Below are 12,266 nucleotides of genomic sequence, written 5' to 3' on the forward strand. Positions count from 1 at the left end.
CCTCATCCGCGATGCAGACCGGCTCCCCTTCGCCTATCTTCTCATAAGGCAAATTATCCGCACCCCGGAAGATGACGGAGGGATTCTTTTCCCGTTTAATCTTGCCCTCTTTGATGAGCCGCTCCTTCTCCGCCCGGATACGTTCCAACAGGACAGAAGCGGGTTCATCATTGGGGTCTTGCGGCACAAGCTTCCCTTGAACAGCCATCTGAAGAATAGAATTTTTTAACTGCTGTCCGGTCATTCTGCTTCGTCCTCCGTCAAGTTGATGCCCAGTATCTCTGTAATCTGCTCCAAAATGCGGTCGATGTCAGCGTTCAGGCTTGCCCTTTTTTCTTGATATTGCTGAATCAGCTCTTTGGGAGGCAAGATTTCTTCTTCCTCATGGGGGAATCCGCAAAGGTCGATGTTATAATTTCTTCCCGCAATTTCTTTCACAGTGTATTTCTTCGCCTTGTCAAAACCGTCTACATTGATTTCCTGACGATCATTCCACCACTCAATTGCCGAATTAAAATGTTCCAGCTTCATCGGCTTGGTTTTGCTGAAATGCTTGTATCCCTCCGGCATATCCAAACGATAGAACCATGTTTCTTTCGTTTCACCCGTCTTTTCAAAGAACAGAATGTTTGTTGTAATGGATGTATAGGGTGAGAAAACGCTGCCCGGCATCCGTATGATGGTGTGGACATTAAATTCAGAAAACAGCTTCTTCTTGATGGCAACCTTGGCATTGTCCGTTCCGAACAGGAAACCATCCGGAAGAATTACCGCAGCGCGTCCATTCTCCTTTAAGCGGTACATGATAACCGACATAAACAAATCAGCGGTTTCACTGCTGGCCAGATCGGAGGGAAAATGGTTTTTTACTTCAGTCTTCTCGGAGCCGCCATAGGGCGGATTCATCAGAATTACATCCACCTGGTCATCGCTGGTATAGTCCAGCACATCTCGTAACAGCGAATTGTCATGATAAATTTGCGGAACATCCAAATCGTGAAGCAGCATATTCGTGATGCAGAGCATATACGGAAACTGTTTCTTTTCAATACCGTAAATAGAGTTGGCATAAAGCTTTTCATCGTCGGTTGTTTTTACTTTTTTCTTTAGCTCTTTCAGCCAGCTTGTAATAAAGCCGCCTGTGCCACATGCAAAATCAGCCATCGTTTCGCCAATCTGAGGGTCAATCATTTGCGCCATAAAATCAGTAACCGCACGGGGCGTATAGAACTCACCAGCAGAACCGGCGCTCTGCAATTCCTTCAATATGGACTCATAGATCTCTCCGAACGCATGGCTTTCTTCATAATCGTTCAGGTCAAGCTCGTCGATGACAGTGATAACCTGACGGAGAAGGATGCCATCCTTCATATAGTTGTTCGCGTCGGCGAATGTGGTTTGCACGATGGCTTTTTTAATAGGCGTCGATGCGTCTATGGGAAGGGTTTTCAGCGTAGGAAACAGGGTATTATTCACAAATGTCAGGAGAGCATCGCCTGTCATTCCCTTTCCATCTGCGTCATGTGCCCAATTTCGCCATCTGCACTGCTCCGGGATGATGGAAACATAATCATCGTCGTCCCATTCCCAATCAGATTCTTTCGCATCGTATACTTTCAAAAAAAGCATCCATGCGATCTGCTCAATACGCTGTGCATCTCCGTTAATTCCGGCGTCGTTCCGCATGATGTCGCGGAGACGCTTCACAAAGGTTGATAAATTGCTCATTTATGCTACGCTCCCTTGGTATATTGCCTGCTCCAATTCCTGAACAGCTTGATAATATCCGTCTTTGCCTCCAAAGTAGGAAGCAATTTTTGACGGCTTACCCATCCGCATGAACGGGTCAAGTTTCAAAACTTCGGTTCGTTCAATTTCATATATGCCTGTGTCCTTATATTTTTCAAGCAAAGCTTCAAGAACTTTTCTGGCGGTTCCGCTATACTTGCTCAGAAAATCGCTTTTTTTTACGTTTTCAGCGCGTTCCCGACGGGTAAGCGGTTTCTTGTCAAATGCCACATGGCAGATAAAATCGTAATCATCCACATCCGCCATGCCCTGTTCGGTTTTCAGCATCTCCAGATCAATGCCCCGTTCCAGAAACAGCTCCTTGATTTTTTCCTTTTTCTGCTCCGTAGACCACTTGCGGATAAAGAAATCCAGCGAAGCATATTCACCGAGGATATTTTCTTTCGTGTAGTCGATAATGCTTTCCTGCCGGAGTAGCTTCCCGTTCACATCAAAGATAGAAACAGTCTTGTAGATAATCTCTACCTTACAGCCATCCTTCCCAACAAAAGGCTTGGGCTTTTTGTCTACCGACGGCGGGTCAATCGGTTCCGCCCCCGGTTCTGATCCCTGTCCCGGTTGTGGAGGAGTATTTCCACCGTCATCTGGCTGGAAATCATCATCAATTTCAATCGGACCATCCCAATCAGGGTCAGCAAAGAGCCTCGTTACGTTTCGGAAATCCATCACCACAAAGCTCATTTTCCCGTCTTTTTCCCGCAATCTTGTTCCGCGTCCGATAATCTGTTTAAATTCCGTCATGGAGCCAATCATTTCATCAAGGACAATCAGCTTCGTCATTTTGCAATCTGAACCGGTAGAGAGCAACTTGGATGTGGTCGCTATTACCGGGTACTTGGATGATACGGAGATGAAATAGTCCAGCTTGCTCTTACCATAATCATCACTGCCAGTGATACGAACCACATAATCGGGGTTCTTCTTCACCATATCCGCATTTTGATTCACCAAAGCCAGACGCATCCTCTCCGCAGCGTCCTCCGTCGCACAGAAAACCATAAATGTCGCGCTGCCCTTTAAGCGGACGCCAGCCATCACCAATATCCGTTATAATATTGATTACCTTGAATGGCGCAAGGAAGCCGTCCTCAATGCCTTCTTTTAGGCTGTAGGTATAGATTGGCTCCCCAAAGTAGTCGATATTTGAAACATACTTTGTCTCCTTCGGGGTAGCTGTCATACCAATCTGCGTAGCAGAGGAGAAGTATTCCAGGATTTTTCTCCAGTTGCTTTCTTTTTTCGCGCTGCCTCTATGACACTCATCTACAATCACGAGGTCAAAGAAATCCGGGCGGAACAACTGGCTAAGTTTGGCTATGGTGTTGTCCTCATCGCCCTCACTGTCATCGTTCCCGCCGGCAATCTGCTGATACAGAGAGAAATACACCTGATAGGATGTAATTGTGCTTGGGTCATCCTTTGAGAAGTTGACCTTATGGATAACCTTCTCCAACGGTGCGAAATCCTGCTGGATAGACTGGTCAACAAGGTTGTTGCGGTCGGCAAGATAGAGGATTTTCTGCTTAATGTCGCTTTTCAGCAGACGGTAGACAATCTGGAATGCTGTATAAGTCTTACCCGTGCCAGTTGCCATCACCAGCAAAATACGGTTTTGCCCTCGTGCAATCGCATCAACAGTACGGTTAATAGCAATCCGTTGATAATATCGCGGAGGGTATGTAGTCTGACTGCTGTAATACGGCTGTTGTATGATTGTTTCCTGCACTTCGGACAGACCAGCACCATCATTTGCCTCCGCTTTATAGCGCGTAATGAGTTCCTGTTCTGTAGGGAACTCGTCCATTCCAAAGGTGCTCTCTTGTCCAGTCAAAAAATCATGCTCTGCAAATCCATCGCCGTTTGAGCTGTAGGCAAAAGGAACATCCAACATTTGTGCATAGGTCATGGCCTGCTGTAAGCCATGCGAAATGGAGTGGTTGTTGTCCTTTGCTTCCACAATGGCAATGGGGTTATTCTGGTTCAAATAGAGTACATAATCAGCACGCTTTGCCGTTTCACGGAAAGCGAAATTGCCTTTCAAATTTACACGTCCATCGGTAATCTTTGTTTCCAAGGTTATGTGGTCAGAGTTCCACTTGGATGTAATTGCAGGCGTGATGAAATGAAATTTGATGTCCTCCTCAGACATCTGTGCTTTTGGGATTACACTCATCGCGTTGCCCGTCCTTTCGTATGTAATATAACTTCTGCATAACAAATATTATCGGAAGTTCAGATGCAAAAAAATTATTGGTCCGGCTTGTCTTTCACAAATTCCATGACATCGCCAATATCGCAATCCAGATAATTGCAGATTTTCTCCATACTGCTCATAGACACGGGCTGACCTTTACTTAGTCTGGCCAACACATTCTTTGTCACACCGGCGCTTAGTGCCATATCTGTCCGCAGCATATCCTTATCAATCAGTAGCTTCCAAAGCTTGTTATAACTGATAGCCATGTAATGCCTCCTCGCCGCGAAAATTCTATAAATACACTGTTTTATTATAGCACATCAATTCATCTATATCAACCTCAAGTCACTAAAAAGTGACCTGCATATGAAAGCAAGAAAAGGTTAAAACTACCCTTAACAAATCTCATCTCATGAAAAAATATTTATTAATGATTCTTGCTGTTCTTTATGTTATGAGTGCACAAACAGCGTGTGCTTCTGATATATCTGCTGCGTATGAAATGTTGACTGCATACAAAACAGAAAACTATCCACAGCAAAGTGTCGCTGACTTTAATAATTCTTTGTTGGATAAAGATGATTTTTCCAAACTATTGGATGTACACTCTGACGTAATAACAAATATTTCTCCGGATGACGATAATTATAATTTTATCACGCTGACGCTTAATGCTTTGCTTAACGAGATTTATTATGAGCAGGTAGAAAAAATACTGCTTTCAGCATTAGCGGTTATCTGAAAAAGAAAGAGCCGTACTGTGACTTCCTTTTCTACACGCTTTATACCATCAGCTATACGCTTCCGGACCCGCAGGCTATAACTGTCGCAGAAAGAGACAGTATACTAAAAGCATTTCGTACAGAAATGCAGCAGTATGTTGACGATTCAAGCATAAATGAAATCATGGATGGTAATGCCAAAACACTGTTTTCGGATAAAGCTGCTGAACTTGCAAATGATATGTCCTCTGAACAGATTTGCATATCTTCTGAAATCAGCAGCATTGAAATCCATAATGCGGAAGCAGAAATTACTCAATAATCAAAAACAGCTATTCCTTTAAAGAAAGCCGGTTTTCATTTCCCCAGTCACAAAGCTTATCTAAAACTTCCATAAGAGAATGCTCGCGGTCAGTCAGCGAATATTCCACTTTGGGAGGTATCTGCGGGTATACTTTGCGCACGATGAGACCGTCAGCTTCCAGCTCCTTCAGATGCTGGCTCAGTGTTTTATCCGTAACTTTTTTCAGATAGCGCTGCATTTCGTTGAACCGGACAGGCTCGTATTCCATCAGGCAGTAAAGAATTACCGGTTTATATTTTCCTGCAATCAAAGAGAGCGTGTAGCTGTATCCGGTTTTCTCAAAATCTGCATCTGCAATGCAATGTTTACTCATTATACTTTCCTCCGGGATAGTACCTATCTGTAAAGTGGGTACTTGATTTTACTCTTGCTTTTTGTATAATTATAATATCAGCAGACAGGGAATGTCAATTCCTGCTGCTGAAAAAATACAAGCAAAAAATACAGGGAGGCATGACATCATGAAAAAAGATTTGGGGGTTGTGCAGGCAGTGTATCCCATGCCTGTATTGATGGTCGCAGCTTATGACGAGAATGAAAAGGTCAATGTCATGAACGTTGCGTGGGGACAGATATGTGATGAGGACAAGATTATCCTTTTTATCGGTGAAGGAAAGAAAACATGGCTGAATATTAAAGCGAGCAGAGCCTTTACTGTTGCGCTGGCCGACGAAGCGCACATGGACGCCGCCGATTTCTTCGGAATCGCATCCGGAAATAAAATAAACGACAAATTTGAGCGCACCGGCTACACAGCAGTCAAAAGTGACAAAGTTCATGCTCCGGTCATTGAGGAGTTTCCCGTAGTCATGGAATGTGAGCTGTTGGACATTCTGGATACCGAATATGTATCCGGTATTGTTGGCAGAATTGTCAATGTGAAAGCTGAGGAAGCCGTTCTCTCCGACAATGGAAAGGTTGACCCTGCAAAGCTTCATGCCCTTATTTTCGACCAGTTCCAGCACGGTTATTATGTGACGGGAGAAAAGGTGGGAAAGGCATGGAACGCCGGTGCCGGACTCATGAAAAAATAAGAAAAAAACAGCCCTTCCTTTACCGGGGAGGGCTGCCAGCCGTCTGAGAAATTTCTCCGTGTTCTTTTCTTCCTGTCTGTTACCGCATTTTACAGAGCCCTGCCCATCTCATAAGCCTTTTCCATTGCGGAAGTTCCTACAACATCTCCCGGCTTATCTGTACCATATCCAAAGACAAATCCTCCCTCTATATTTCCGCCTGCCCGGAAACAGCCGATATACCTGCGGAAACTGTCAATCATGGTTGTCATGTATTCTTCCGTTGGAGCCTGCCCGGATGCCAGCATATAAAAGGTTTTGTTTGTCAGCAACGGTTCCACTGCATACAAACGGTCAAGAACCGTTTTCGTCTGTCCATTCCAGGTATAAAAGTATACGGGGAAAGCAAAGACAAGCACATCTGCATTTTTCACTTTTTCGTAAATCTCATTCATGTCATCTTTTTGTACACATTGTCCGCCGTTACGCTGGCAGGCTCCGCAGCCCAGACAGCCGCCGACCGATTTATCTGTTAAATAAATTTTTTCAGCGTCATGGCCTGCCTCTTTTGCTCCCCGGATAAATTCATCTGCCATCAAGGAAGAATTTCCCCGTTTGCGGGCGCTGCCCGCTAAAACTAATAGTTTCTTTTTCATTATTCATTCTCCTTTCCTTTCACAAGTGATTTTGACATCCATGCACCACTTCTGTAACGCCAGAGGGCAAATACTGCTGTTACCAGCCATGTAAGCCCTGTTGTAAGCCAGATTCCCCACATACCGATGAACGGAACCGCCGTCAGCAGAAAAGCAAATCCGATACGGGCTATGATTTCCACAATACCGTTTACCAAAGCATATATAGAATCTCCGGCTCCGTTCAGCAAATAGCGAAGTACCTGCACAACTCCAAGCGCCATAAAGAACAGGCTTGTAATGTGGATACCGCTGGAAGCTAATGCGATAATATCCTTATCCGGTACGAAAATACTCATAATCAGTCTGCCGCCCAGCCAGAAAACGACCAGCAGAATCACCGATACGATTCCGCTTATCTTCATGGCAGAACACATTCCCTGCTTTACCCGGTCTGTTTTTCCGGCGCCAATGTTCTGACCTGTATACGTTACCATTGCTGTACCAAGTGCGGCGTAAATCTGCTGTACTAATAGTTCAATCTGAGTCGTAGATGTGAAAGCACCTATCACACTTTCCCCAAAACCATTTACAACACGCTGCAGAGCAATACTGGAAATATACATCAGCGAATACTGGAATCCTGTCGGTATTCCAACTTTCAATGTCTGACGGATAATATTGCTGTCCGGTTTCATGTAATGAACCGCATCATGGAATTGCGGCACTTTTTTGAACGCATAAATCATACATAAAACCGCAGCAATCGCCTGTGCCATTACGGTAGCAATCGCAGCACCTTCCACACCCATTCCCAGCGGGACAACAAAAATAATGTCGAGAATGATATTCAATATGCTGCAAAAGGCAAGAAAAATCAGCGGCGTTTTTGAATCCCCCAATGCCCTTAAAATTGAAAAAGGCGTGTAGTAGAGGGATACCGCAAGCAGACCTCCCATAAATACTCTCATGTAAGAAACCGCGTCATCCATCAGCGTAGCTGGTGTGTTTAGCAGAATAAGAATCGGCTTTGTAGCCAGTAATGCTATAACCGTCATAATAAGCGCTACAATTACGTTTACATACGCCCCGTTTGCAATGGCTTTCGCCGTATTTTTCTGATCTTTTGCGCCAAAATACTGGGAAACCACCACGCCCGTTCCGATCGCGGTTCCCATACACATGGACATGAACATCATAGACAATGCGTTTGTTGAGCCTACCGCCGAAAAAGCATCCGCTCCTACAAACTGACCGACAATTACGCGGTCTACCAGTGTATAGAGCTGTTGAAACAAATTTCCAATCAGAACAGGGAACGCAAATTGTAAAAGCAGTTTTGACGGTTTTCCATGCGTCATATCAATCGTTTTTGCCATTTCATTTCTCCTTTAGTCAATATTTTATAATGTACAATTTTGGGACTAATTGCTTTTTATTTATCCCCCTTTCAAGGGGGATCGTTTATCGGTGGTTTATTTATTATCAGTCTCTCCCAGCATGGCGTTACGAAAACCGATCCGGTAAATCCGGATAGCCTCCAGCAGGCTTTCTCTCTGCTCGGAAGTCAGTTTTTCAAAGGCTGCATATTCCGCTTTCCGGATTTTGGGAACGATTTGTTCTGCATACGCAGTCCCCTCCTTTGTCAGATGAATGGTCTTATTTCTCCGGTCGCTGGGCAATTCCCGCAGCTCAATAATTCCTTTTTTGTAAAATCCTGTAATAACGGCATTCACTGTCTGCTTCGGAAGAAATGTTTTTTCGCAGATTGTCTTCTGTGTACATTCTTCCGTGAACATAATCATTGTTAAAATTTGCAGGCTGGTATACGAAATATCCAGAGTGCGCGCGTAATCCTCGTAAACCATATTTATTACATGACATTCCTCGCAAAACCGGGATACCTGTCTGGCAATCCGGGAATCATCCATTTATATCACTTCTTTCTTTAGTCTTATTTTGGGACTATTTTATCATGTAAATATCAGCTTGTCAATAGTCCAGTTTTAAGACTAATAAAAAAGGTCAGACCTCTCATGGAAATCTGACCCTGCTATAGTATAATTAGCATTACTGTTCTTTTTATTTTCCGTCGCGCTCTTTGTCAAGCTTTACATTGCGGAAATAAAGCGCCATATCGATGGTGATTTCCACGATGTTGAGCACATAGAAGAACCAGCCGAGGTAAAACAGCCAGCCCGTTCCGGCGCCGGAGCTCCAGAGCATGAATTTGCGGATGATTCCGAAAACATATCCAATCCAGATAAAGAACTCAAAAAACAGGCTTTTTCCCTTTGCGGTTCTGGACGTCCAGGATTTCCGGATGGAAATCGGCCAGGAAAGCCCGAAGCAGAGTATCATCAGTGCCTCTAATAAATCTGTCATTTTTCTCCTCCTGTTTCCGCCCTCTGCCGCCGCGCTGGCAGGATGCAGTGTTCCATTCTGTCAGCGTATCCGGCAGGCAGAAGCGGCAGTATTATTTCTTCTGCTGCAGATAAGCGGCGCGTCCGCTCTCATACAGATTGTTGCCCTCGCTGTCGATGATGACAAAAAGCGGCATTTCCTCCACGTAGAGCTTGCGCAGCGCCTCCGCCCCAAGGTCCTCATAGGCGATCAGCTCGGCTTTTTTGATACATTTTGCCAGCAGTGCTCCGGCACCGCCGATGGCCCCGAAGTAGACGCCGCTGTATTTTTTCATTGCCTCAACGACCTCCGGCAGACGTGCGCCCTTTCCGATCATGCCGCGCGCACCCACCGACATCATGGTCGGCGCGTAAGCGTCCATACGGCCGCTGGTGGTCGGTCCGGCAGAGCCAATGACCTGTCCGGGCTTTGCCGGCGTCGGTCCGACGTAGTAGATGGTGGCATCCGTCGGGTCGAACGGAAGCTTTTCCCCGCGCGCAAGCGCCTCGCACATTCTCTTATGTCCGGCGTCGCGGGATGTATAAATGGTTCCGGTAAGATACACGGTATCCCCGGCATGAAGCGTTTTTGCAAGCTCTTCGGTGAGCGGCAGTGTGATATGTTTTTCCATCTAAATCACCTCCGTTTTGTGGCGCGTTACATGGCAGTTAATATTGATGGCGCACGGCATTCCGGCAATGTGTGTCGGCATCGTCTCAATATTTAAACCGATCGCTGTTGTCTTTCCGCCAAAGCCCTGTGGTCCGATGCCAAGCTCGTTGATTTTCGCCAGCATTTCCTTTTCCAGATCGGCATAGAACGGATCCGGATTTTCGGAATCGATCGGGCGCATCAGCGCTTTTTTCGCAAGCAGCGCCGCTTTATCGAAGGTGCCGCCAATTCCTACGCCGACAACCATCGGCGGACATGGATTCGGTCCCGCTGTCTCCACCGTCTCAATGATGAAATCCTTGATGCCCTGCAGTCCTGCGGACGGCTTGAACATGCGGATCGCGCTCATGTTTTCGCTGCCGAAGCCCTTCGGACCGACGGTGATTTTAATCTGCTCGCCCGGTACGATTTCTGTATAAATCATTGCCGGGGTATTGTCGCCGGTATTTCCTCTGCGCACCGGATCCTTTACCACGGATTTGCGCAGGTAGCCCTTGTCGTATCCGCGGCGGACGCCCTCGTTTACCGCATCAGAGAGGTCGCCTCCGACGATATGTACATCCTGCCCGATTTCCAGGAAAACACACGCCATACCGGTGTCCTGGCAGATGGGCACGTTTTCCGCATCGGCGATTTCATAGTTTTCAATAATTTTATCCAGCACGCCCTTTGCAATCTCGCCGTCCTCGCAGGCGCGGCAGTTTTTGATCGCACATTTTACATCGGACGGAAGGTGCTCGTTCGCTTCGATACAGAGCCGCTCCACCACATCTGTAATCTGACCTGCATTTATTTCACGCATATGAATGCTCCTTTCCCATTTCTACTTTACTCGACAGCCGATTCGTGACGTGCATACTTCGGAAGCAGCAGCGGGGATACGCCCTCTTCTGTCGCATTTGCCGCCGCCAGCTCCTCTGCGTATTTCTCAACGTGCTCCAGCGTCATGGCGCCAAGCGTCACATCCTTTGATTTTGCAGCCGCCGCTTTTCCGGCGTTGCGACCGAACACGATGATATCCAGCAGCGAGTTGCCCATCAGACGGTTTTTTCCGTGGATACCGCCCACCGCTTCGCCTGCCACCAGCAGGTTCGGGATAGCTTTTGTGAAGCCGTCCGCCTCAATCTCCACGCCGCCGTTCTGATAATGCAGCGTCGGATAGATAAGAATCGGAACCTTTCTCATATCAATGCCGTACTTCATGTACATACGGAACATTGCCGGTATCCGCGCTTCAATCGTGCCTTCTCCGCCAAGGATTTCGATCATCGGCGTATCCAGCCATACACCCTTCTGTCCGCCCGGCACCTCAACGCCGCGGCCTTCCTGGCACTCGCGGATAACACCGGAGGCATTGACATCGCGTGTTTCCAGCGGATGGATATAAGCCTCACCCTCCGCGTTGACAAGCTGCGCGCCCAGGGAACGCACCTTTTCTGTAACCAGTGCGCCCAGAAGCTGCGACGGGTAAACGGCTCCCGTCGGATGATACTGGATGGAATCCTGGTAAAGGAGCTTTGCTCCCGCGCGATAGCCCATGATTAGACCGTCCGCGGTCGCACCGTAGTGGTTTGATGTCGGAAAGCCCTGATAATGCATCCGTCCGGCGCCGCCGGTTGCAAGTACAACGGTCTTTGCTCTGGCAACCGAATAATCGCCTGTTTCCATGTTCAGCAGAACCGCGCCTGCCACCTGTCCTTTGTCATCCTTGATCAGTTCCACAGCGGAGGTAAATTCTACCACTGGAATCTGACGATTCAATACCTCGTCGCGCAGGGTGCGCATGATCTCCGCGCCGGAATAGTCCTTTGCCGCGTGCATTCTCTTCCGGGAAGTACCGCCGCCGTGCGTGGTGATCATCCGTCCGTCGTCTTCTTTGTCAAATTCCACGCCCAGTTCGTTCAGCCACTTGATGGCGTCCGGCGCTTCCATAACAAGGCGTTTTACCAGCTCCGGCTTTGCGGCAAAGTGTCCGCCGCCGAAAGCGTCCAGATAATGCTGTACCGGCGAATCATTTTCCTTGTCCGCCGCCTGGATGCCGCCCTCCGCCATCATGGTGTTGGCGTCGCCGATGCGAAGCTTGGTGACGATCATCACATTCGCGCCGGCATTGTGCGCCTCGATCGCGCAGGACGCGCCCGCGCCGCCGCCGCCGATCACCAGCACATCCACATCGTAATCCGGGTTGCTAAGGTCTGTTTTACTGTTCAGCAGACGGCTGTTGGAATGCAGAAGATGTACCAGCTCTTTGTTTGCTTTCTGTCCTTTGTTCGGACCTACTTTGATTTCTTCGAATGCTTCTTCTCTGTAATCCGGATGGAATTCTTTAAGGAGATTGTCTTTTTCCTCTGCGGTCAGACGTCTCGGTTCCGCCGCCATACGCGCTTCTCTTGTAGCCTCTACTTTTCTGACGGATTCCATCATAGACTCTGGATATGGTGTGTACATGTC

At 47.2% G+C, this 12,266-nt stretch carries 14 protein-coding genes and 1 pseudogene; 3 read left to right on the forward strand and 12 right to left on the reverse strand.

The genetic code is table 11. The features are described 5' to 3' along the window. The 4 genes and pseudogenes from ACLU9Q_RS15330 to ACLU9Q_RS15345 form a co-directional block, all read right to left on the reverse strand. On the reverse strand, positions 1 to 244 hold a 244-nt coding region (locus ACLU9Q_RS15330), incomplete at its 3' end, for a hypothetical protein (RefSeq protein WP_330691055.1). Beyond that, entirely contained in the window at positions 241 to 1,728 is a 1,488-nt protein-coding gene (locus tag ACLU9Q_RS15335) for a class I SAM-dependent DNA methyltransferase (protein ID WP_296837626.1), read from the reverse strand. The genes ACLU9Q_RS15335 and ACLU9Q_RS15330, both read right to left, overlap by 4 nt. Beyond that, a pseudogene (hsdR, locus tag ACLU9Q_RS15340) lies at positions 1,729 to 3,982 on the reverse strand (EcoAI/FtnUII family type I restriction enzme subunit R). It lies immediately after the preceding gene. Positions 3,983 to 4,056: 74 nt separating this feature from the next. Further along, positions 4,057 to 4,272 carry a helix-turn-helix domain-containing protein gene (locus tag ACLU9Q_RS15345; RefSeq protein WP_296907986.1) on the reverse strand — a complete coding sequence of 72 codons (216 nt, stop codon included), beginning with the start codon at positions 4,270 to 4,272 and terminating at the stop codon, positions 4,057 to 4,059. A 146-nt stretch (positions 4,273 to 4,418) separates the two neighbouring features. On the opposite strand from ACLU9Q_RS15345, the gene ACLU9Q_RS15350 reads away from it, so the two are divergent. Both ACLU9Q_RS15350 and ACLU9Q_RS15355 read left to right on the forward strand, forming a co-directional pair. Beyond that, positions 4,419 to 4,748 (forward strand): hypothetical protein, encoded by a 330-nt coding sequence (locus ACLU9Q_RS15350; RefSeq protein ID WP_296837617.1) that lies wholly within the window; start codon positions 4,419 to 4,421, stop codon positions 4,746 to 4,748. Between the two features lie 125 nt (positions 4,749 to 4,873). Continuing rightward, positions 4,874 to 5,050, forward strand: a complete 177-nt coding sequence (locus ACLU9Q_RS15355; protein ID WP_296837614.1) for a hypothetical protein — start codon at positions 4,874 to 4,876, stop codon at positions 5,048 to 5,050. A 10-nt stretch (positions 5,051 to 5,060) separates the two neighbouring features. Here the strand turns inward: ACLU9Q_RS15355 and ACLU9Q_RS15360 are convergent, their stop codons facing one another. Continuing rightward, on the reverse strand, positions 5,061 to 5,405 hold the full coding sequence (locus tag ACLU9Q_RS15360; protein ID WP_296837612.1) for a winged helix-turn-helix transcriptional regulator: 345 nt from the start codon (positions 5,403 to 5,405) through the stop codon (positions 5,061 to 5,063). Positions 5,406 to 5,553: 148 nt separating this feature from the next. On the opposite strand from ACLU9Q_RS15360, the gene ACLU9Q_RS15365 reads away from it, so the two are divergent. Further along, a complete protein-coding gene (locus ACLU9Q_RS15365) occupies positions 5,554 to 6,126 on the forward strand; it encodes a flavin reductase family protein (RefSeq protein ID WP_040782460.1) in 573 nt (190 codons plus the stop codon). 89 nt (positions 6,127 to 6,215) lie between these two features. On the opposite strand, the gene ACLU9Q_RS15370 is transcribed toward ACLU9Q_RS15365, so the two are convergent. The 7 genes from ACLU9Q_RS15370 to ACLU9Q_RS15400 form a co-directional block, all read right to left on the reverse strand. After that, positions 6,216 to 6,761 carry a flavodoxin family protein gene (locus ACLU9Q_RS15370; protein ID WP_296837602.1) on the reverse strand — a complete coding sequence of 182 codons (546 nt, stop codon included), beginning with the start codon at positions 6,759 to 6,761 and terminating at the stop codon, positions 6,216 to 6,218. Further along, on the reverse strand, positions 6,761 to 8,038 hold the full coding sequence (locus ACLU9Q_RS15375) for an MATE family efflux transporter (RefSeq protein WP_412625612.1): 1,278 nt from the start codon (positions 8,036 to 8,038) through the stop codon (positions 6,761 to 6,763). Before ACLU9Q_RS15375 ends, ACLU9Q_RS15370 begins: the two co-directional genes overlap by 1 nt. Positions 8,039 to 8,215: 177 nt before the next feature. Beyond that, complete coding sequence (locus tag ACLU9Q_RS15380; protein WP_040782462.1) at positions 8,216 to 8,671, reverse strand: MarR family winged helix-turn-helix transcriptional regulator; 456 nt, start codon at positions 8,669 to 8,671, stop codon at positions 8,216 to 8,218. A 151-nt stretch (positions 8,672 to 8,822) separates the two neighbouring features. Further along, on the reverse strand, positions 8,823 to 9,125 hold the full coding sequence (locus tag ACLU9Q_RS15385; RefSeq protein WP_296837593.1) for a hypothetical protein: 303 nt from the start codon (positions 9,123 to 9,125) through the stop codon (positions 8,823 to 8,825). 91 nt (positions 9,126 to 9,216) lie between these two features. Further along, a complete protein-coding gene (locus ACLU9Q_RS15390; protein WP_006861132.1) occupies positions 9,217 to 9,774 on the reverse strand; it encodes a Fe-S-containing hydro-lyase in 558 nt (185 codons plus the stop codon). Beyond that, entirely contained in the window at positions 9,775 to 10,617 is an 843-nt protein-coding gene (locus tag ACLU9Q_RS15395; protein WP_296837587.1) for a fumarate hydratase, read from the reverse strand. 26 nt (positions 10,618 to 10,643) lie between these two features. Continuing rightward, positions 10,644 to 12,263, reverse strand: a complete 1,620-nt coding sequence (locus tag ACLU9Q_RS15400; protein WP_412625604.1) for an FAD-dependent oxidoreductase — start codon at positions 12,261 to 12,263, stop codon at positions 10,644 to 10,646. Positions 12,264 to 12,266 lie beyond the last annotated feature (3 nt).

Source organism: Marvinbryantia sp., assembly GCF_047017445.1.
Classification (GTDB): domain Bacteria; phylum Bacillota; class Clostridia; order Lachnospirales; family Lachnospiraceae; genus Marvinbryantia.